Raw genomic sequence first — 19566 nt, 5'->3', positions numbered from 1 at the left:
ACCTGCGGCCATGTTTTACGAGGTCGACTATGCACATCCATATTCTCGGTATTTGCGGCACTTTCATGGGTTCGATGGCGGTCCTGGCCAAGGAACTGGGCCATCATGTGACCGGTTCCGACGCCAACGTCTACCCGCCGATGAGCACACAGCTGGAGGCTCAGGGCATTGAGCTGACCCAAGGTTACGACCCGGCGCAACTGGACCCGGCGCCGGACCTGGTGGTTATCGGCAACGCCATGTCCCGTGGCAACCCGGCGGTGGAATACGTGCTCAACAAAGGCTTGCCGTACGTGTCGGGGCCGCAGTGGCTGGCCGATCATGTGTTGCAGGGCCGTTGGGTCCTGGCCGTCGCCGGTACTCACGGCAAGACCACCACCAGCAGCATGCTCGCCTGGGTGCTGGAGCATGCGGGCATGAGCCCGGGTTTCCTGATCGGTGGCGTGCCGCAGAATTTTTCGGTGTCGGCGCGCCTCGGTGGCACGCCATTCTTCGTGATCGAGGCCGATGAATACGACAGCGCGTTTTTCGATAAACGCTCGAAATTCGTCCACTACCGTCCGCGCACGGCGATCCTCAACAATCTTGAGTTCGACCACGCTGACATCTTCCCTGATCTGCCGGCCATCGAGCGCCAATTCCACCATTTGGTGCGGACCATCCCAAGTGAAGGCCTGGTCATCCATCCGACCACCGAGCCGGCCTTGCAGCGGGTCATTGAGATGGGCTGCTGGACCCCGGTGCAAACCACCGGTGCGGGCGGTCAGTGGCAGGTGAAGCTGCTCAAGGATGACGGTTCGGCGTTCGAAGTCATGTTCGAAGGCCAGTCCCAAGGCGTGGTCGAATGGGACATGACCGGCCAGCACAACGTCGCCAACGCCTTGGCCACGCTGGCGGCGGCCCGGCACGTCGGGGTGGTCCCGTCCATGGGCATCGCCGCGTTGAGCGCGTTCAAGAGTGTGAAACGGCGGATGGAAAAAGTCGCCGAGGTGAACGGCATCACCATTTATGACGACTTCGCCCACCATCCGACCGCTATTGCCACCACCCTCGACGGTCTGCGCAAGCGCATCGGCGATGCGCCGCTGATTGCGATCATCGAGCCGCGCTCCAATTCCATGAAACTCGGCGCTCACCGCGACGGCCTGCCGGAAAGCGTGGTCGATGCCGACCAGGTGATCTGGTACGCGCCGGCCAACCTCGGCTGGGACCTCGGCGCCACGGCTGCGCTGTGCACGGTGCCGTCGATTGTCAGCGATTCCCTGGAGGGCATCATCGAGCGCGTGAAGAGCCAGGCCCAGCCCGGCACCCATGTGGTGATCATGAGCAACGGCGGCTTCGGCGGCCTGCACGGCAAACTCGCCGAGGCACTGAAATGAATACCCGCTTGGAGAGCAACGGCCCCGAACGCATCACGCTGGCAATGACCGGCGCTTCCGGCGCCCAGTACGGCTTGCGCCTGCTCGATTGCCTGGTGCGTGAGGATCGCGAGGTGCACTTCCTCATCTCCAAGGCCGCGCAGTTGGTGATGGCCACCGAGACCGACGTGACGTTGCCACCCAAGACGCAGATGATGCAGGCCTTTCTCACCGAGTACACCGGTGCGGCGGCAGGGCAGATTCGTGTGTATGGCAAGGAAGACTGGATGTCACCGGTGGCTTCGGGCTCCGGCGCGCCGGCGGCGATGGTCGTGGTGCCGTGTTCCACCGGTACGCTGTCGGCGATCGCCACCGGGGCCTGCAACAACCTGATCGAGCGGGCGGCGGACGTCACGCTCAAAGAGCGCCGCCAGTTGATCCTGGTGCCGCGGGAAGCGCCGTATTCGAGCATTCACCTGGAGCACATGCTCAAGCTGTCGAACATGGGCGTGACCATCCTGCCGGCCTCGCCGGGCTTCTACCATCAGCCGCAGACCATCGACGACCTGATCGATTTCGTGGTCGCGCGGATCCTCAACTTGCTGAACCTGCCGCAAGACATGCTGCCACGTTGGGGCGAGCATCATCCGGGCAGCGATGAATAAGCTGCTGGCGGTGTTGCTGGTGTTGCAACTGACCGGCTGCGCCACTGCCCGCACCCTCGACGCCGCCAAGCCGGGAGCGCCGGTGGTGTATGCGGGGGCGCGGCTGGACATGTACGCCCTTAACGGTGGCTGCTGCGCCAAGGACCGTTTTGGCGCCGAGGCGCCGAGCTATCCGGGTCTCGATCTGCCGGGGAGTGCGCTGCTGGATACGTTGCTGTTGCCGTTGTCGTTGCTGACGGTGATTGGCGTGGGGTTTCAAGCGACCGGTGGGATGTAATAGACACCACTGGACCCCGTGGCGAGGGAGCTTGCTCCCGCTGGGCTGCAAAGCAGCCCCCAGCTTTTCAGGCTGATCCAGAACCGAGGGCGACTGCTGCGCAGTCGAGCGGGAGCAAGCTCCCTCGCCACGATGAATACCTGGCTTTGGATCGGTGTTCCGCCCTTCGCGAGCAGGCTCGCTCCCACAGGGCCTCGTTGAATGCGATCCTTGTGGGAGCGAGCCTGCTCGCGAAGGCGCCCGGCCAGGCACCACATGATCATTTGCCCAGCTTGCGCAACTCATCCGACTCCACTACCCGCACCCCATCCTGCTCCTCCAGCGCAAGTCGCCACATGGCCCGGGCCAGTTGGCAGGCTTCGATGCCGTGGTATTTGCCTGGGATCAGCTTGGACAACGGGCCGGCCAATTGCTCGGCCAGGCGTGGTTCAACCCGGTCGCCCAACAGCAACGAAGGTCGGCAGATGGTCAGTTGCGGCCAATCCTGCGCGCGGAGCGCAGCTTCCATTTCACCCTTGACCCGGTTGTAGAAAATCGACGATTTCGGGTCGGCCCCGAGGGCGCTGATCACCACCAGGTGCCGTGCGCCCAATTCCCGCGCGCGGTTGGCGAAGGCCACCACCAGGTCCAGGTCGACCGCGCGAAAGGCCGATTCGGAGCCGGCTTTCTTGATGGTCGTGCCGAGGCAGCAGAAGGCGATGTCGACCTGGCCGCCAAGCCGTGGCAGCAGTTCGGCCGGTTCCCCAACCGGGTTTTCCAGGTGCGGATGCTCGGCCAATGGCCGGCGGGAAGGCGCCAGTACCCGAGTGATGGTCGGCTCGTTCAGCAGCCGGTCCAGTAGATGTTCCCCGGTCAATCCGGTCGCGCCGGCGAGCAAAACATGCTGAGGCGTCAAGTACATAGTGTTTCCCCCTTGATACGGTTCAGCTTAGTTGCTCTTTTTAGCCTCGTCGTTCAACGCAGCACTTTGCAATGCTTTTCGCGCCTGTTGCTTGCGCAACAGCTGCCAATGAGAAAGCACGGTCCGGGGCGCCCACATCTGTGGTTCGGACGCTTCGAAATTGTCCGCCTGCTCCCGTTCGGCAACGATGCCCTTGGCCCGCTTGAAGGCTTGTTCCAGATCGTCGGTCTGGTTCAGCGCCTGGGCGAACAAGGCATCGCCGAAATAGGTGAAGTTGGCCTCCTCGGAGCAGCCGAAAGACACTCGGTCGGCCCGGGAGGCGGTCATGATCAGGGTCCGTTCGTCCTTGAGCGCGGGGATGAAACCGCCGGAATAACAGGCCGAGATCACAATGATCTTGTCGCGATTCTTCAGCGGCGCCAGCACCGCGGCCAACTCGTCGGCGGGCAGGTCGGCCAGCTCCATGCGCGGCTGGTCGAGTACCAGTTCATGTTCGCTGCTGCCGTGGCTGGTCAGGTAGATGAACACCAGGTCTTCCGGGCCGCTGCGTTCGGCCAGCGTGGCAGCGGCACGGCGCAGGTTTTCGCGAGTGGCCATGGGCCGGTCGCCGAGGTGATCGCGATGGTTCACCAGGCGAATCTGGCCGAATGCGCCAAAACGGCTGGCGAGCATGTTGGCGACATAGTCGGACTCACGCAGGAACACGCTTTGCTTGCCATCGCCGCCCAGGGTCAGACTGTACAGTTCCACCGCCGACGTCGAGGCCGGGATGTTGGCGAGGGCCTCGTCCAGCAGGCGACCCTGGGCCAGCAGGCCGAGTTCGAGCACATCGGGCAACAGCTTGCCGTCGGCGTCACGGATTCGTTGGCCGTTGGCCCAGGTGCCGCTCTGTACGGTGCCGTCGGTCAGCACCAGCGTGCCGCGCCCGTGGTAGCTGTCGCCTTCGAACTGGCCGATGTAGAAGCTGCCGTCGGGCAGGTTCAGGCGACCTTCGCCGGTGAAGCGCCAGTCATTGAAGCGCCCGCGGTAGTGGCTGCCATCGGCTCCGATCAGTTCACCCTTGCCGGTCAGCGCACCGTCCTTGAACTGGCCAATCCAGACATCGCCATCGGCGTTTTCGTAGCGACCGCGGCCGTTGAGCTGGTTATTCCTGAAGCCGCCGATGTAGACGTCGCCTTCGGCGCTGTTGAACGTGCCCTTGCCCTGGAGCTGGCCGTCGACGAAATGGCCGGTGAACTGGTTGCCGCTGGCGTCGAAGCGCTGGCCTTCGCCGTTGGGCTTGCCGTTGACGAACGGGCCTTGGTACTGGCTGCCGTCGTCGAGTTCCAGGCGGCCGAGACCGGAGTAGCGGTCGGCCTTGAACTCGCCCCGGTAGGTCACGCCGTTTTCCTTGAGCGTGCCTTCACCGTCCCGCCGGCCCAACTTGAAACCGCCGGTGTAGCTGCTGGTCGGTGTGGTCAGGCTGCCCTGGCCGTGGAACAGGCCATGCTGGAACTGGCCGCGATAGACCTCGCCATTGCTGCCATGCCATTCCCCGGTGCCGTGCCACTGGCCCTTGTCGAACTGCCCGGCGTACCAGCTGCCGTTGGGATAGTCGATGCGTCCCTGGCCCTGCAACAGCCCGTCTACCAGATCGCCGCGATAGCGTCCGCCGTCGGGCAGGCGTGCGTCTGGGGGCAGCGGTGATTCGCCGTTTCCGCAGGCGGTGAGCAGGAGGGTCAGGGTCAGGGGTACAAGTGCGCGCATAACGGGATCCAGGTAATCAGGCGACGAGTATGCCGCAGCTATGCGCGTTGAAGCGATGCGAAACTGCATGAGCGGTTTCGCGATCGCAAGGGCCTATACGAAGCAGAGTGACAGCGGCTCGGCGATATAGGCTGGTTTTTCCGAGCCTTCGATTTCCAGGGTGGCGGTGGCCTTGAGCAGCCATTGGCCAGGTTTTTTCTCGGTAACGTCCACCAGGTCGACCTTGAGCCGGACCTTGGAATCGACTTTCACTGGCTGGATGAAGCGCACGCTGTCCAGCCCGTAGTTGATCACCATCTTCACCCCCTCAGGAAGGAGCAGGATGTCTTCCATCAGCTTGGGCATCAGCGACAGCGACAGGAACCCGTGGGCGATCGTGCTGCCGAACGGGGTCTGCGCGGCCTTGACCGGATCGACGTGGATGAACTGGAAGTCGCCGGTGGCTTCGGCGAACAGGTTGATGCGCTCCTGGTCGATGGTCAGCCAGTCGGAGTATCCAAGTTCCTTGCCGACATAATCCTTGAGCTCTGCAACGGGAACGTAGGGCATTGAGACTCTCCTGGGGTCATCTGTTCTATTTTTTCTGGAACGGGGATCTGTGTCCCCGCAAACCACTGTAGATCAACATGACCGGCGGGGCCGGTCATCGACCATGCTTTTTACGAATGCCGACCCATAGCGCGGGCGTGTTTATAATGCGCGCGCATGCTTGAACACGTGTTACAGGGGAGAGAACGGATGTTGCTACGGGGCCTGACCTGGCTGGTGCTGTTCCAATTGCTGGGCACCGCCATCAATCATTTGTTCCTGCCGATCCTGCCGGGGCCGATCATTGGGCTGCTGTTGTTGCTGGGCTATCTGATCGTCCGTGGCGAAGTCAGCGAGCCGTTGAACCTTGCCGCCGGCAGCCTGCTGCGTTATCTGCCGTTGCTGCTGGTGCCGCCGGCGGTGGGCGTGATGGTCTATGCCCGGGCGATCGCTGCCGACTTCTGGGCCATCGTTGGCGCGCTGGTGTTGTCGCTGGTGCTCTCCGTGGCGCTGACGGGCGTGCTGATGCAACGTTTGGCCCGGCGCCATATCGTCGAGCCGGAGGATGCCCGATGATGTTCGATTGGCAGGGGGCCTGGACGTCGGTGATTCACCATCCACTGTTCGGCATCGGCATTACCCTGGGCGCCTACCAGTTGGTGTTGGCGGCGTATGAAAAGACCCGTTGGGTGTTCCTGCAGCCGGTATTGATGTCGATGGTGCTGTTGATCGTCGTGCTGGTCGGCTGCGGCATCAGCTACGCGGAATATCGCAAAAGCACCGAAATCCTCAGCATTTTGCTGGGCCCCGCGACCGTGGCGTTGGCGGTGCCGTTGTACCTGAACCTGCGGCGAATCCGCCAATTGTTCTGGCCGATTTTTACTACGCTGGTGATAGGCGGGGTGTTTGCCACCGGCTCAGCGGTGGTGCTGGGCTGGGCTTTTGGCGCCGAACACATGATTCTGATGACCATGGCGCCCAAGTCGGTCACCTCGCCGATCGCCATGTTGGTGGCCGAGCAGATCGGTGGCGTGGCGGCGATGGCGGCGGTGTTCGTGCTGATCACCGGGGTGCTTGGCGCGATCCTCGGCCCGAGCATTCTGACCCGGCTCGGTGTCCATAGCCCTGAGGCCCGGGGCATAGCCTTGGGGCTGACTGCCCATGCGGTGGGTACGTCGGTGGCCTTGCAGGAAAGCGAGGAGTCCGGTGCCTTCGCGGCGCTGGCGATGAGTCTGATGGGCGTGGCCACGGCGGTGCTGCTGCCGCTGGTGGTGTCGATGACGGTCTAAGGAACAGGTTATGAGCTTGCCGCTTTTCCCATTGAACACCGTGCTGTTTCCCGGTTGCATCCTCGACCTGCAGATTTTCGAGGCACGTTACCTCGATATGATCGGGCGCTGCATGAAAAAAGGCGAAGGCTTCGGGGTGGTCTGCATCCTTGACGGCGAAGAGGTCGGTATCGCGCCCGACGGTTATGCCCGGGTGGGCTGCGAGGCGCTGATTACCGACTTCTCCCAGCAGGACAACGGCCTGCTGGGCATTCGTGTGCAGGGCGGCCGGCGCTTCATCGTGCATGCCAGCAGTGTCCAGCCGGATCAACTGACTGTCGCTGAAATCGAGTGGCTGGAAGACGAGCCGGAGCAACCGCTGCAGGACGAGGATGCTGACCTGGTGGCGCTGCTCAGGGCCCTGGCGGAACACCCGATGGTCGAGGCGCTGAACATGGGCACCGAGGCTACCGGTCAGCAGTCACTGGCCAATCAATTGGCTTACCTGCTGCCGTTCAACGAACTGGACAAGATCGACCTGCTGCAACTCGACGACCCGCAGCAGCGCCTGGATGCGATCCAGGCCTTGCTGGATGAGTTGCAGGGTGAGCTGTTTGCCTAAGGTGCTTATACCGTCAGATCAACGCGGACCTCTGTGGGAGCGAGCCTGCTCGCGAAAGCGGTGGATCAGCTGGCGGATGTGCTGAATGACACTCCGCTTTCGCGAGCAGGCTCGCTCCCACAGGTTGGGGCGGCGCCTGCGCTTTAGTAGGCATACCGCAACATCGCATGCGGAAGGTGCCGCAGGGCGAAGAAGCTGAACGCCGCCGCCAGCGCCGGCAGGACCAGCCACCAGACTTTCGGCGACATGGCGCGCAACGGTTCCTGGCGCTGGCTCAGCCACAGGACAGCAGCGCAGACCGTGGCGGCGAGCACGGCACCGGCGACAATGTCGCTCGGCCAGTGGGCGCCGAGGTACACCCGCGACAAGGCAATCGCCAGCGCAGGTAACGAGCCGAGCAGTAGCCAGGTCAGGCGCAGGCGCGGCGGTTGGCCGCGACCGGCCAGTATCGCCAGGCTCAGGAACAGGGCGAAAGCGCCGGAGGCGTGGCCGCTGGGCATGCTGTAGCTGGTCAAGGGTTCGCTGAGGATCTCAGGGCGCACGCGGGCGAAAAACAGTTTCAATCCAGTGTTGGCCAGGGCCGTCAGCAGCATCGTGCCGCCGGCAAAGATTGCCTGCCGCCATTGTCGTGCAAACAGCAGCAACACGGTCACCAGGCTGCAGACGATCAACATGTAGCGGAATTCACCGATCAGCGTGAACGTCACGGCAATCTCGTCCAGGGTCGCGCTGCGATGCTCCTGCACCAGGGCGATCAGGCCCTGGTCGAAGGCTGTGAGGTAACGAAAGCCGACAAACAGGCCGATCAGGATCGCCAGACCGACACTTGCGATGATCGCTGAGGCATGGCGATGACGACGCAGGCTGCTATTGACACTCAGCCCGAGCATCACGGCGATGCTGCCGATGACCACGCCGGCCTGCGGCCAGAAACCTTCGGGCAACGGCAGGCGGAACGCTGCGCCGGTGGCCCAGCCCGGCAACAGGTAGGCCACGGTCCAGCCCGCCGCGGCGAGCACGCTGACGGCGGCGAAGCGTGGGAACGGCATGTCGCACATCCCGGCTACCATCGGCAGCATCGGCCTCAACGGTCCGATAAACCGCCCCACCAGCAGGCTGGCGATTCCATAGCGCTGGAAGTAGCTCTCGGCCGCGCTCATCCATTCCGGATGTTGCCGCAGCCCCGGCAGGCGCCGGATGTTCTGGTGGAAATGCCGGCCGAGGAAATAGGACACCAGGTCCCCCAGCAGCCCCCCCAAAAGGCCCAGCAGCAATGTCTCGCCCAGGGACAAAGCGCCGCTGCCGGCCAGCACCGCAATCGCGAATAACAGCACGGTGCCCGGCACGATCAACCCGGCAATCGCCAGGCATTCAATACAAGCAACGACAAACACCGCCACCGCCAGCCATTGCGGGTTGACGGTCAGCCAGCCGGTAATGCTATCGAGCCAAGGGCCCATAAGGACAACTCCATTTATTGTTCAAACCGCATGTTTTTTTACCGTGGGAGCGAGCCTGCTCGCGAAAGCGGTGTGTCAGCCAGCCTTCACTTCACAAGCCTGACGCCATTCGCGAGCAAGCTCGCTCCCACAGGGTAATTCCGGGTGTAACCAAATCCGCGTCCACTGAAGATTCAATGTGGGAGCGAGCCTGCTCGCGAAAGCGGTGTGTCAGCCAGCCTTCACTTCACAAGCCTGACGCCATCGCGAGCAAGCTCGCTCCCACAGGGTAATTCCGGGTGTAACCAAAATCCGCGTCCACTGAAGATTCAATGTGGGAGCGAGCCTGCTCGCGAAAGCGGTGTATCAGTCAACATCAATGGTGCAGGGCTGTCCTCTTCGCGGGCAGGCTCGCTCCCACAGGGCAAATTGTCGATTCAGGAAAGCAGAAAATAATCCCGCCCCTCGACCTGCCCGCGTCGCAACGGGTTGCGGGTGCACCATGGTGCATAGGCGGCGTCGACGAAGCGGTAAAGCAGGTGCTCATCTCGTCCCAGCGGGATGCCCAGGCGAGTGGTCTGAATCACATTGACCGTCGGCACACCCACATCCTCCACCAGCAGCCGTTCAGGGTCGAAGCGTCTGGCGTCCCAGTCCGGCACTTTCAGGCCCAGCGCCTTGCACAGCAAGGTCTGTCCGGCACAAAGTTTTTGCGGTGTACGTGGCCGGCCTTGCGCATCGGGGTTGTTCAACAGCATCTGCGCCAGGCTTGCCGGGCCGCTGATGGCGTCCACCCAGGGATACGCCGATTTGATCAATACGGCATTGCCCGGGCCTTGGGCGCTGAAATTCAGCGAATCGCCGCCCCGCGCGTAGTACATATAGATGTGGCCGCCATCCAGAAACAAAGCCTTACGCTTTTCCGTGTAGCCCAACGAGGCGTGGCTGCCCTTTTCGGCGAAGTAATACGCTTCGGTCTCGATGATCCTCGCGCTCAGCCACAGGTCGCCAACCTTGTGGCGAATCACCTTGCCCAGCAGATCCTTGGCAAGCTCCTGGGCGTCGCGGTCAAAAAAAGCGTGTGGCAAAGCAGTGGGCATCGGAGGCGAATCGGTCATGGTCATGGACGGAACAGGGCCAAAAGTAGCGAGATGATAACAATGGAAAGCTTAATTACCGCTGAACATTCACGGAAACACTAGCGATTCATGCCGGTTTTGCTTCTCCGCCGGTCACCGCTGTCAGTCCATGCTGTTAGTCGCGGGTTACGACAGCTATAATCTGCCGCTTTCCTCTTTGCCAAGACCACACAGACCATGACTGAGTCCGTTCTTGACTACATGACCCGCCTGGGTCGCGCCGCCCGCGAAGCGTCGCGCATCATCGGCCGTGCCAGCACCGCGCAGAAAAACCGCGCCCTGCAGGCCGCCGCCAATGCGCTGGACGCTGCGCGCGCCGAGCTGTCCGCCGCCAACGAGCTGGATCTGGCCGCCGGCCGGGCCAATGGGCTCGAGCCGGCCATGCTCGAACGCCTGACGCTGACTCCGGCACGCATCGACGGCATGATCGTCGGTCTGCGTCAGGTGGCGGCTCTGCCGGACCCGGTCGGGGCGATCCGCGACATGAGCTATCGGCCGTCGGGTATCCAGGTCGGCAAGATGCGCGTACCCCTGGGTGTGGTCGGGATCATCTACGAGTCGCGGCCGAACGTGACCATCGACGCCGCGAGCCTGTGCCTGAAGTCGGGTAACGCGACCATCCTGCGCGGCGGTTCCGAGGCGATCCATTCGAACCGTGCGATTGCCGCCTGCATCCAGCGCGGGCTGGCCGAAGCCAACCTGCCGGCGGCGGTCGTGCAAGTGGTGGAAACCACTGATCGCGCCGCGGTCGGCGCGTTGATCACCATGCCCGAGTTCGTCGACGTGATCGTCCCGCGTGGCGGCAAGGGCCTGATCGAACGGGTCAGCCGCGACGCCCGCGTACCGGTGATCAAGCACCTGGACGGCATCTGCCATGTCTACGTCAGCGCCCACGCCGAATTGCCCAAGGCCCAGCGCATCGCCTTCAATGCCAAGACCTACCGTTATGGCATCTGCGGCGCGATGGAGACCCTGCTGGTGGACCAGGCCGTCGCCGGGGATTTCCTGCCATCGATGGCGGCCCAGTTCCGCGAAAAAGGCGTCGAGCTGCGTGGCTGCGAGCGGACCCGGGCGATCATCGAGGCCGCAGTCGCGACGCCAGAGGACTGGGACACCGAGTACCTCGCGCCAATCCTGTCGATCCGCGTGGTGGACGGGCTGGACCAGGCCATCGAGCACATCAATCGCCACGGATCCCACCACACCGATTCCATCGTCAGCGAGCACCAGGGCGAAACCCGGCGCTTCGTGGCTGAAGTGGATTCGGCGTCGGTGATGATCAACACCCCGACCTGTTTTGCCGACGGCTTCGAATACGGATTGGGTGCCGAGATCGGCATTTCTACTGATAAGCTGCACGCCCGTGGCCCGGTGGGCCTGGAAGGCCTGACCTGCGAGAAGTACATCGTGGTCGGTGACGGCCAGTTGCGCGGACAGGAGCCAGCCTGACTTGGGCGACCTCGACCCACTGGCCTCCATGACTACGCCCGCTGTGACGGCGACCGCGCCAAAGCGCATCGGTATCCTGGGCGGTACGTTCGACCCGGTGCACATCGGCCATTTGCGCGGTGCGCTGGAAGTCGCCGATGCCCTGGCCCTCGATGAGCTGCGCCTGACGCCCAGCGCCCGGCCACCTCATCGGGATACGCCGCAGGTGTCGGCGCAGGATCGCCTGGCGATGGTCGAGTGCGCGGTGGCCGGTGTGGCGCCGTTGGTGGTGGACGCCCGCGAATTGCAGCGGGACAAACCGTCCTACACCATTGATACCCTGGAGCTGATGCGCGCCGAGCTGGCCGCCGATGCCCAGGTTTTCCTGCTTCTGGGCTGGGACGCATTTTGCGGCCTGCCCACTTGGCACCGCTGGGAAGAGTTGCTCCAGCATTGCCACATCCTGGTGCTGCAACGCCCGGATGCCGACAGCGAACCGCCGGATGCCTTGCGCAACCTGCTGGCGGCGCGCTCGGTGAGCGACCCGTTGGCCCTCAAGGGGCCGAGCGGACAGATTGCATTCGTCTGGCAGACGCCGCTCGCGGTATCCGCCACCCAGATCCGTCAACTGCTGGCCAGCGGTAAGTCGGTACGTTTCCTGGTGCCCGACGCGGTCCTGGCCTACATCGATGCGCACGGTCTGTACCGTGCGTCGAACTGAACAAGGCGTGCTCCGCCGACACGAATCAACGTGTACCGAAGCGCCCGAACATACGAGCAAAACGAGTTTTATATGACTGACAAAGACCTGAACAAAGTAAAGCGCAAGGGCACTTTCAAGAGCGCCCCGCTGCCGGTAGAAGCGCCAACCGGCGTGGCGCTGGTCGGTGAAGAACTGGTCAAGGTGGCCGTGGCGGCCCTGGAAGACGTCAAGGCCCAGGACATCCAGGTGATCGACGTTCGCGAAAAGCAGAGCATCACCGACTACATGATCATCGCCACCGGTACTTCGAACCGCCAGATCGGCGCGATGCTCGACAAGGTCCGCGAAGCGGTGAAGGCCCAGGGCGTCAAGCCGTTGGGCGAAGAAGGCAAGGGCGACAGCGACTGGGTCCTGCTGGACATGGACGACGTCATCGTGCACATGATGACCGCCTCGGCGCGCCAGTTCTATGACCTGGAGCGCCTGTGGGCCGGTGCCGAGCAGAGCCGTTCGGCCAGCGCCGCGCACCACAGCCCGGAAAACACCCATGAGCACTTCACCAAGCTCAACAAAGACCAGCAATAAGGGATCGCTGTGCGACTGCGCCTGATCGCCGTCGGTTCTCGCATGCCCAAGTGGGTGGAAGAAGGCTGGCATGAATATGCCAAGCGTCTTCCGTCCGAGCTGGCTTTGGAACTGGTGGAAATTCCGCTCAATACCCGCGGCAAGAACGCGGACGTGGCGCGCTTTATCCGCCAGGAAGGTGAAGCCATGCTGGCCAAGGTCGGGCCGAACGAGCGCATCGTCACACTCGAAGTTCATGGCAAGCCCTGGAGTACCGAGCAACTGGCGGTGGAGCTCGATCGCTGGCGGCTGGATTCGCGCACGGTCAATTTCATGGTCGGCGGTCCGGAAGGGCTGGCGCCGGAAGTCTGCGCCCGGGCCGATCAACGCTGGTCGTTGTCGCCCCTGACGTTGCCGCATCCGCTGGTGCGGATCCTGATCGGTGAACAGTTGTATCGTGCCTGGACAGTCCTGTCCGGGCACCCTTATCACAAGTAATCCTGCCCTCATGCCTCAGCCGATCCGCATCAAGGACCACGAAAAAGACGCCCGCCTGGTGCGGGGCCGCGTCGTGTTCGGCGCCATTACGGTGGTCACGCTGATCGGCGTGCTGATCGCGCGGCTGTATTTCCTCCAGGTGATCCAATACGAGTACCACTCGACCCTGTCGGAAAGTAACCGCGTGCATGTGCAGCCGATCCCGCCGACCCGCGGGCTGATTTTCGACCGCAATGGCGTGGTGGTGGCCGATAACCGGCCGAGCTTCAGCCTGAGCATGACCCGCGAGCGGTCCGGTGACTGGCAGAAAGTCCTCGACGTGATCGTCGAAGTGCTGCAACTGACCCCCGAGGACCGGGCGATCTTCGAGAAGCGCATGCGCCAGGGCCGGCGCCCCTTCGAGCCGGTGCCGATCATGTTCGAGCTGACCGAAGAACAGATCGCCCTGATCGCGGTTAACCAGTTCCGCCTGCCGGGCGTCGAGGTGGTGGCGCAGTTGGTGCGGCATTATCCCCAGGGGCCGCACTTCGCCCACTCGGTCGGCTACATGGGGCGGATCAACGAAAAAGAGCTCAAGACCCTCGATCCGGTCAACTACAGCGGCACCCACCATATCGGCAAGACCGGCATCGAGCGCTTCTACGAGGCCGAGCTGCACGGCCAGGTCGGCTACGAGGAGGTCGAGACCAACGCTCGCGGCCGCGTACTGCGCGTGCTCAAGCGTACCGACCCGATTCCAGGCAAGGACATCGTCCTGAGCCTCGACATCAAGTTGCAGGAAGCCGCCGAAGCGGCGCTGGGTGGACGCCGTGGCGCGGTGGTTGCGCTGGACCCGAACACCGGCGAAGTCCTGGCGATGGTCAGCCAGCCGAGTTTCGACCCGAACCTGTTCGTCACCGGCATCAGCTTCAAGGCCTACGCCGAGCTGCGCGATTCCATCGACCGGCCGTTGTTCAACCGCGTGCTGCGTGGCCTTTATCCGCCGGGTTCGACCATCAAGCCGGCCGTGGCGATTGCCGGGCTGGATGCCGGAGTGGTGACCGCGTCGAGCCGGGTCTATGACCCGGGTTATTACCAATTGCCCAACTACGACCACAAGTACCGTAACTGGAACCGCACCGGTGACGGCTACGTGGACCTGGAAGCGGCGATCATGCGGTCCAACGACACTTACTTCTATGACCTGGCCCACAAGCTGGGGATTGATCGGCTGTCGTCCTACATGAACAAGTTCGGCCTTGGTCAGAAAGTCTCCCTGGACATGTTCGAAGAATCCCCGGGCCTGATGCCGTCCCGGGAATGGAAGCGAGCGACTCGCCGCCAGGCCTGGTTCCCCGGCGAAACCCTGATCCTGGGGATCGGCCAGGGCTACATGCAGGCCACGCCCCTGCAACTGGCCCAGGCCACGGCGCTGGTGGCGAGCAAGGGCAAATGGTATCGGCCGCACCTGGCGAAGACCATCGAAGGCCAGAAACCGGTGGACCCGGACCCGATGCCGGACATCATCCTGCGCAACCCGTCGGACTGGCAGAAGGTCAACAACGGCATGCAGCAGGTCATGCACGGCGCCCGGGGTACCGCGCGCAAGGCGGCCATCGGTGCGCAATACCGCATTGCCGGCAAGAGCGGTACCGCCCAGGTGGTAGCGATCAAGCAGGGCGAGAAGTACGACCGCTCCAAGGTCCAGGAACGCCATCGCGACCACGCCTTGTTCGTTGGCTTCGCGCCCGCCGAGAACCCGAAGATCGTCGTGTCGGTGATGGTCGAGAACGGTGAATCCGGCTCCGGCGTCGCCGCGCCGGTGGTGCGCCAGATCATGGACGCCTGGCTGCTGGATGAGCACGGCCAGCTCAAGCCCGAATTCGCAAGCCCCATCAGCGCGGAGGCTACGGCCCGTGAAGAATAATTTCGACCGCATCCTCTCCAGCGAAGATGTGATGCGCCGTCGCGCCACCTTGCTGCAGCGCATGCACATCGACGGTCCGTTGCTGATCCTGTTGCTGACGCTGGCCGCCGGCAGCCTGTTCGTGCTGTATTCGGCCAGCGGCAAGAGCTGGGACCTGCTGGCCAAGCAGGCCACCTCGTTCGGCATCGGCCTGGTGTCGATGATCGTCATTGCCCAGCTCGAACCACGGTTCATGGCGCGCTGGGTGCCGCTGGCCTACGTGGTCGGCGTGGGTTTGCTGGTGGTGGTCGACATCATGGGCCACAACGCCATGGGTGCCACCCGCTGGATCAACATCCCCGGGGTGATCCGCTTCCAGCCTTCGGAATTTCTCAAGATCATCATGCCGGCGACCATTGCCTGGTACCTGTCCAAGCGGTCCTTGCCGCCGCAGCTCAAGCATGTGTGTATCAGTCTGTTGCTGATCGGCATTCCGTTCATTCTCATCGTCCGCCAGCCGGACCTCGGCACCTCGCTGCTGATCCTCGCCGGGGGGGCGTTCGTGCTGTTCATGGGCGGGTTGCGCTGGCGCTGGATCCTCAGCGTGATCGCCGCCGCCGTGCCGGTGTCGGTGGCCATGTGGTATTTCGTGATGCACGACTACCAGAAGCAGCGGGTACTGACTTTCCTCGACCCGGAAAGCGATCCGCTGGGCACCGGCTGGAACATTATCCAGTCCAAGGCCGCCATCGGTTCCGGCGGGGTATTCGGCAAAGGCTGGCTGATGGGCACCCAGTCGCACCTGGACTTTTTGCCGGAAAGCCACACCGACTTCATCATCGCCGTGATGGGCGAGGAGTTCGGCCTGGTGGGCATTTGCGTGCTGTTGCTGATCTATCTGCTGTTGATCGGGCGCGGGCTGGTGATTACCGCCCAGGCCCAGACACTGTTCGGCAAGTTGTTGGCGGGCAGCCTGACCATGACGTTTTTTGTTTATGTTTTCGTCAACATCGGTATGGTCAGTGGCCTGCTGCCGGTGGTGGGAGTGCCGTTGCCGTTCATTAGCTACGGAGGAACTTCGCTGGTGACGCTACTGTCAGCGTTTGGGGTTTTGATGTCGATCCATACGCATCGCAAGTGGATCGCGCAGGTTTGAATAAGGTGAAGAGTTCAATGCAAGCAATGCGTGGCTGGTCGACGCGATATGCGCCGTGGGTCGGCCTGGTCGGCTTCCTTGGCTGTGCGCCGCAGGCCCTGGCCGGCGAGTACGAAGGCTCGCCGCAGGTGGCCGAATTCGTCGGTGAGATGACTCGCGACTACGGTTTTGCCGGTGAACAACTGATGGGGGTGTTTCGCGAGGCCGAGCGCAAGCAGTCGATCCTCGACGCGATTTCCCGGCCCGCCGAGCGGGTCAAGCAGTGGAGCGAGTACCGGCCGATGTTCATCACCGAGGCGCGTATCGCCCGGGGTGTGGACTTCTGGCGCCAGCACGAAGCCGCCCTGGCCCGCGCCGAGCAGGAATATGGCGTACCGGCCCAGGTCATCGTATCGATTATCGGCGTCGAGACCTTCTTCGGCCGCAACACCGGGAATTTCCGGGTGATCGACGCCTTGTCGACCCTGGGCTTCGATTACCCGCCGCGCGCCGAGTTCTTCCGCAAGGAGCTACGCGAATTCCTCCTGCTGGCCCGCGAAGAGCAGGTCGATCCGCTGACCCTCAAGGGCTCGTACGCCGGGGCCATGGGCTTGCCACAATTTATGCCCAGCAGTTTCCGCGCCTATGCGGTGGACTTCGACGGCGACGGCCACATCAATATCTGGACCAACCCGACCGATGCCATCGGCAGTGTTGCCAGTTATTTCAAACGGCATGGCTGGGAGGCCGGCGAGCCTGTGGTCAGCCTTGCGGACGTGCGTGGCGACCAGGTGGACCAAGGCCTGACCACGGGCATCGAGCCGACAAAAACCGTCGGGGAGTTGCGAGCGCTGGGCTGGTCGAGTCATGATGCGCTGCGTGACGACATGCCGGTCACCGCGATGCGCCTGGAAGGCGAGCAGGGCCCCGAATACTGGATGGGCCTGAAGAATTTCTACGCGATTACGCGTTATAACCGCAGCGTGATGTACGCCATGGCCGTATATCAACTGTCTGAAGAGCTGGTCAAAGCACGGGGCGTCAAATAATGCGGGCAATGCCTACCTATCAACCCCTGAAAGCCAGGCCCCTCAAGCTGGTGGCATTGGCGGCGCTGTCTTTGCTGGTCGTGAGCTGTTCGACCAGTCGCGCACCGACCCAGAAAAGTCCCAACGTCGTGCGGGCCACACCGGGCCTGGACATCAACCGGGCCCACAAGGATGGCGCGCCGTGGTGGGATGTCGATGTCTCGCGCATTCCCGACGCGACACCGACCCTGCACACCGGCCCCTACAAGGCCAATCCATATACGGTGCTGGGCAAGACCTATTTCCCGATCGCCGAATCCAAGCGCTACGTCGCTTCGGGCACGGCGTCCTGGTACGGCACCAAGTTCCACGGCCAGAACACCGCCAATGGCGAGGTGTACGACCTGTACGGCATGAGTGCGGCCCATAAAACCTTGCCGCTGCCCAGTTATGTACGGGTGACCAACCTGGACAACAACAAGACGGTGATCCTGCGGGTGAACGACCGTGGGCCGTTTTATTCCGATCGCATCATCGACTTGTCATATGCGGCGGCGAAAAAGCTCGGTTACGCTGAAACCGGCACCGCCCGGGTCAAGGTCGAAGGCATCGATCCGCAGGAATGGTGGGCCCAGCGTGGCCGTCCGGCGCCTTTGATGCTCAACGAACCAAAAGTGGCGCAAAATGCCGCGCCGACCGTGACAGCCTCCACCGGCACTGTCGAGCAATGGACCCCGCCGCCGCAGCAACACGCCGCGGCCGTGGTGCCGGTGCAGATCGATGCAAAAAAAAAACGCTTCTGCAACAGCGTCTGGCCAGTATCTGCAAGTGGGCGCGTTCGCCAACCCGGACGCTGCAGAACTGTTGAGGTCGAAGCTGAGCTCGATGGTCAGCGCGCCGGTGTTCATCAGCTCGATCGTGCGCAACCAGCAGACCCTGCATCGGGTGCGCCTGGGGCCGATCGGTTCTCCGGGTGAGGTCCAGCAGGTACAGAATAGCGTACGCCTGGCCAATCTCGGCTCGCCGAGCCTGGTCACGTCCGAATGATTGATTGAGGGCCCGCTCGTGGTTTGGGCGGGTCAGGTTGTTGGCTCCACGAATAACAAAAGCCCGGCAGGGGTTGTGAGTGAGCAACTTAAATACGCGGCAGCTCGTTGTAAAACTGCCAGTTTAGTTTTTGCCTTCGGGCAGTCCCATTAGCGATTTCGAGAGACGGATGAACATCACCACCTTTGCCAAACGCCTTTGCCTGCTAGTCCCGCTGCTTCTCTCTCCGGCCGCGTTCGCGGTCGAGATGATGCCTTCGCCTCCGCAACTGGCTGCCAAAGCCTATGTCCTCATGGATGCCAGCAGCGGCAATGTGCTGGTAGAGAACAATGGTGACCAGCGCCTGCCACCGGCCAGCCTGACCAAGCTGATGACCGCGTACATCGCCACGCTGGAGATCCGTCGCGGCCAGATCGGTGAGAACGATCCGGTGACCGTCAGCGAAAACGCCTGGCGCACCGGCGGTTCGCGGATGTTCATCAAGGTCGGTTCGCAAGTGACCGTCAGCGACCTGCTGCACGGCATCATCATCCAGTCCGGCAACGACGCCAGCGTCGCCCTGGCCGAGCACATCGCCGGCAGCGAAGACGCGTTCGCCGACATGATGAACAAGACGGTCGCCGACCTGGGCATGACCAACAGTCATTTCATGAACCCGACCGGCCTGCCGAACCCCGAGCATTATTCCTCGGCTCACGACATGGCGATCCTGGCCCGGGCAATCATCCACGAAGACCCTGCGCATTACGCCATCTACTCCCAGAAGGAATTCTTCTGGAACGGCATCAAGCAGCCTAACCGCAACCTGTTGCTGTGGCGCGACAAGACCGTCGATGGCCTGAAGACCGGCCACACCGAGGAGGCTGGCTACTGCATGGTGTCTTCGGCGGTTCGTGACGGCATGCGCCTGATCGCCGTGGTGTTCGGCACCAACAGCGAAGTGGCCCGCGCCGCCGAGACCCAGAAGCTGCTGACCTACGGTTTCCGCTTCTTCGAAACCCAGACCTTCTACCAGAAGGGCACCGAACTGGCCCAGGCCCAGGTATGGAAAGGCACCAGCAACCAGGTGAAAGCCGGCCTGGCGCAGGACCTGACCATGACCTTGCCTAAAGGCCAGCTCAAGAAGCTTGCCGCCAGCATGACCATGAACCCTCAGCTGACCGCGCCTATCGCCAAGGGTGACGTGATCGGCAAGGTCGAAGTCAAACTGGACGACAAGGTGGTGCACAGCGCCGACCTGATCGCGCTGGACGCGGTCGAGGAAGGTGGTATTTTCCGCCGCATGTGGGATAGCATCCGTCTATTCTTCTACGGCTTGTTCAACTGATTTCGAGT

At 62.8% G+C, this 19566-nt stretch carries 19 protein-coding genes and 1 pseudogene; 15 read left to right on the top strand and 5 right to left on the bottom strand.

Translation table 11 applies throughout. The annotated features are described in order from the left end of the window. The first annotated feature begins 29 nt into the window (after positions 1-29). From mpl to M1E16_RS24085, 3 genes are read left to right on the top strand one after another with little or no spacing between them, the layout of a single operon-like run. Entirely contained in the window at positions 30-1379 is a 1350-nt protein-coding gene (gene mpl, locus M1E16_RS24095) for a UDP-N-acetylmuramate:L-alanyl-gamma-D-glutamyl-meso-diaminopimelate ligase (RefSeq protein ID WP_434601926.1), read from the top strand. After that, positions 1376-2023: a flavin prenyltransferase UbiX gene (ubiX, locus tag M1E16_RS24090; RefSeq protein WP_305498563.1), complete on the top strand. Its 648-nt coding sequence runs from the start codon at positions 1376-1378 to the stop codon at positions 2021-2023. The genes mpl and ubiX overlap by 4 nt, the downstream gene beginning before the upstream one ends. Further along, positions 2016-2300 (top strand): YceK/YidQ family lipoprotein, encoded by a 285-nt coding sequence (locus M1E16_RS24085; protein ID WP_458128557.1) that lies wholly within the window; start codon positions 2016-2018, stop codon positions 2298-2300. The genes ubiX and M1E16_RS24085 overlap by 8 nt, the downstream gene beginning before the upstream one ends. Positions 2301-2559: 259 nt before the next feature. Here the strand turns inward: M1E16_RS24085 and M1E16_RS24080 are convergent, their stop codons facing one another. The 3 genes from M1E16_RS24080 to M1E16_RS24070 all read right to left on the bottom strand — a co-directional run bounded on the left by M1E16_RS24080 (position 2560) and on the right by M1E16_RS24070 (position 5496). After that, positions 2560-3201, bottom strand: coding sequence for an oxidoreductase (locus M1E16_RS24080; RefSeq protein ID WP_458128556.1), 642 nt, complete (start codon positions 3199-3201; stop codon positions 2560-2562). A 27-nt stretch (positions 3202-3228) separates the two neighbouring features. Then, the gene (locus tag M1E16_RS24075; RefSeq protein ID WP_434698958.1) at positions 3229-4947 is read right to left on the bottom strand and encodes a C13 family peptidase; all 1719 of its coding nucleotides are present in this window, start codon (positions 4945-4947) and stop codon (positions 3229-3231) included. Positions 4948-5040: 93 nt separating this feature from the next. Further along, positions 5041-5496: a MaoC family dehydratase gene (locus M1E16_RS24070; protein ID WP_305498567.1), complete on the bottom strand. Its 456-nt coding sequence runs from the start codon at positions 5494-5496 to the stop codon at positions 5041-5043. A 189-nt stretch (positions 5497-5685) separates the two neighbouring features. Between M1E16_RS24070 and M1E16_RS24065 the strand changes: the two genes are divergently transcribed. From M1E16_RS24065 to M1E16_RS24055, 3 genes are read left to right on the top strand one after another with little or no spacing between them, the layout of a single operon-like run. Then, positions 5686-6051, top strand: a complete 366-nt coding sequence (locus M1E16_RS24065; protein WP_434672891.1) for a CidA/LrgA family protein — start codon at positions 5686-5688, stop codon at positions 6049-6051. After that, positions 6048-6764 (top strand): LrgB family protein, encoded by a 717-nt coding sequence (locus M1E16_RS24060; protein ID WP_305498569.1) that lies wholly within the window; start codon positions 6048-6050, stop codon positions 6762-6764. Before M1E16_RS24065 ends, M1E16_RS24060 begins: the two co-directional genes overlap by 4 nt. Positions 6765-6774: 10 nt before the next feature. Further along, the gene (locus tag M1E16_RS24055; protein WP_434571597.1) at positions 6775-7365 is read left to right on the top strand and encodes an LON peptidase substrate-binding domain-containing protein; all 591 of its coding nucleotides are present in this window, start codon (positions 6775-6777) and stop codon (positions 7363-7365) included. 143 nt (positions 7366-7508) lie between these two features. Here the strand turns inward: M1E16_RS24055 and M1E16_RS24050 are convergent, their stop codons facing one another. Both M1E16_RS24050 and M1E16_RS24045 read right to left on the bottom strand, forming a co-directional pair. Further along, a complete protein-coding gene (locus tag M1E16_RS24050; protein ID WP_458128555.1) occupies positions 7509-8825 on the bottom strand; it encodes a bifunctional DedA family/phosphatase PAP2 family protein in 1317 nt (438 codons plus the stop codon). Between the two features lie 416 nt (positions 8826-9241). Beyond that, positions 9242-9922 carry a DNA-3-methyladenine glycosylase gene (locus tag M1E16_RS24045; protein ID WP_370871057.1) on the bottom strand — a complete coding sequence of 227 codons (681 nt, stop codon included), beginning with the start codon at positions 9920-9922 and terminating at the stop codon, positions 9242-9244. Between the two features lie 198 nt (positions 9923-10120). Here M1E16_RS24045 and M1E16_RS24040 point away from each other — a divergent pair, with 198 nt between their 5' ends. The 9 genes and pseudogenes from M1E16_RS24040 to M1E16_RS24000 all read left to right on the top strand — a co-directional run bounded on the left by M1E16_RS24040 (position 10121) and on the right by M1E16_RS24000 (position 19558). Beyond that, complete coding sequence (locus M1E16_RS24040; protein WP_458128554.1) at positions 10121-11392, top strand: glutamate-5-semialdehyde dehydrogenase; 1272 nt, start codon at positions 10121-10123, stop codon at positions 11390-11392. 28 nt (positions 11393-11420) lie between these two features. Then, entirely contained in the window at positions 11421-12092 is a 672-nt protein-coding gene (gene nadD, locus M1E16_RS24035) for a nicotinate-nucleotide adenylyltransferase (RefSeq protein ID WP_434574088.1), read from the top strand. A 72-nt stretch (positions 12093-12164) separates the two neighbouring features. Further along, positions 12165-12659 (top strand): ribosome silencing factor, encoded by a 495-nt coding sequence (rsfS, locus tag M1E16_RS24030; RefSeq protein WP_434571605.1) that lies wholly within the window; start codon positions 12165-12167, stop codon positions 12657-12659. Between the two features lie 9 nt (positions 12660-12668). Beyond that, entirely contained in the window at positions 12669-13136 is a 468-nt protein-coding gene (gene rlmH, locus M1E16_RS24025; RefSeq protein WP_003185785.1) for a 23S rRNA (pseudouridine(1915)-N(3))-methyltransferase RlmH, read from the top strand. Positions 13137-13146: 10 nt separating this feature from the next. Then, a complete protein-coding gene (gene mrdA / locus M1E16_RS24020; RefSeq protein ID WP_305498579.1) occupies positions 13147-15042 on the top strand; it encodes a penicillin-binding protein 2 in 1896 nt (631 codons plus the stop codon). A gap of 31 nt (positions 15043-15073) precedes the next feature. Continuing rightward, on the top strand, positions 15074-16177 hold the full coding sequence (gene rodA, locus M1E16_RS24015; RefSeq protein ID WP_305501174.1) for a rod shape-determining protein RodA: 1104 nt from the start codon (positions 15074-15076) through the stop codon (positions 16175-16177). 17 nt (positions 16178-16194) lie between these two features. Next, positions 16195-17205, top strand: coding sequence for a lytic murein transglycosylase B (mltB, locus tag M1E16_RS24010; RefSeq protein ID WP_305498581.1), 1011 nt, complete (start codon positions 16195-16197; stop codon positions 17203-17205). Beyond that, positions 17205-18231: pseudogene (locus M1E16_RS24005) on the top strand (septal ring lytic transglycosylase RlpA family protein). Before mltB ends, M1E16_RS24005 begins: the two are co-directional and overlap by 1 nt. A 169-nt stretch (positions 18232-18400) precedes the next feature. Further along, entirely contained in the window at positions 18401-19558 is a 1158-nt protein-coding gene (locus tag M1E16_RS24000) for a D-alanyl-D-alanine carboxypeptidase family protein (protein WP_434571608.1), read from the top strand. The last annotated feature ends 8 nt before the right edge of the window (positions 19559-19566 follow it).

It is taken from the genome of Pseudomonas sp. Z2-11 (assembly GCF_054161305.1).
Note: the sequence above shows the minus strand (reverse complement) of the source record. Positions and strands in the feature narration are given on the sequence as shown.

Excerpts from the sequence above, each read along its gene's own strand:
- mpl (WP_434601926.1), top strand. The coding sequence starts at position 30 with ATGCACATCCATATTCTCGGTATTTGCGGCACTTTCATGGGTTCGATG.
- ubiX (WP_305498563.1), top strand. The coding sequence starts at position 1,376 with ATGAATACCCGCTTGGAGAGCAACGGCCCCGAACGCATCACGCTGGCA.
- M1E16_RS24085 (WP_458128557.1), top strand. The coding sequence starts at position 2,016 with ATGAATAAGCTGCTGGCGGTGTTGCTGGTGTTGCAACTGACCGGCTGC.
- M1E16_RS24080 (WP_458128556.1), bottom strand. The coding sequence starts at position 3,201 with ATGTACTTGACGCCTCAGCATGTTTTGCTCGCCGGCGCGACCGGATTG.
- M1E16_RS24075 (WP_434698958.1), bottom strand. The coding sequence starts at position 4,947 with ATGCGCGCACTTGTACCCCTGACCCTGACCCTCCTGCTCACCGCCTGC.
- M1E16_RS24070 (WP_305498567.1), bottom strand. The coding sequence starts at position 5,496 with ATGCCCTACGTTCCCGTTGCAGAGCTCAAGGATTATGTCGGCAAGGAA.
- M1E16_RS24065 (WP_434672891.1), top strand. The coding sequence starts at position 5,686 with ATGTTGCTACGGGGCCTGACCTGGCTGGTGCTGTTCCAATTGCTGGGC.
- M1E16_RS24060 (WP_305498569.1), top strand. The coding sequence starts at position 6,048 with ATGATGTTCGATTGGCAGGGGGCCTGGACGTCGGTGATTCACCATCCA.
- M1E16_RS24055 (WP_434571597.1), top strand. The coding sequence starts at position 6,775 with ATGAGCTTGCCGCTTTTCCCATTGAACACCGTGCTGTTTCCCGGTTGC.
- M1E16_RS24050 (WP_458128555.1), bottom strand. The coding sequence starts at position 8,825 with ATGGGCCCTTGGCTCGATAGCATTACCGGCTGGCTGACCGTCAACCCG.
- M1E16_RS24045 (WP_370871057.1), bottom strand. The coding sequence starts at position 9,922 with ATGACCGATTCGCCTCCGATGCCCACTGCTTTGCCACACGCTTTTTTT.
- M1E16_RS24040 (WP_458128554.1), top strand. The coding sequence starts at position 10,121 with ATGACTGAGTCCGTTCTTGACTACATGACCCGCCTGGGTCGCGCCGCC.
- nadD (WP_434574088.1), top strand. The coding sequence starts at position 11,421 with ATGACTACGCCCGCTGTGACGGCGACCGCGCCAAAGCGCATCGGTATC.
- rsfS (WP_434571605.1), top strand. The coding sequence starts at position 12,165 with ATGACTGACAAAGACCTGAACAAAGTAAAGCGCAAGGGCACTTTCAAG.
- mrdA (WP_305498579.1), top strand. The coding sequence starts at position 13,147 with ATGCCTCAGCCGATCCGCATCAAGGACCACGAAAAAGACGCCCGCCTG.
- rodA (WP_305501174.1), top strand. The coding sequence starts at position 15,074 with ATGCGCCGTCGCGCCACCTTGCTGCAGCGCATGCACATCGACGGTCCG.
- mltB (WP_305498581.1), top strand. The coding sequence starts at position 16,195 with ATGCAAGCAATGCGTGGCTGGTCGACGCGATATGCGCCGTGGGTCGGC.
- M1E16_RS24000 (WP_434571608.1), top strand. The coding sequence starts at position 18,401 with ATGAACATCACCACCTTTGCCAAACGCCTTTGCCTGCTAGTCCCGCTG.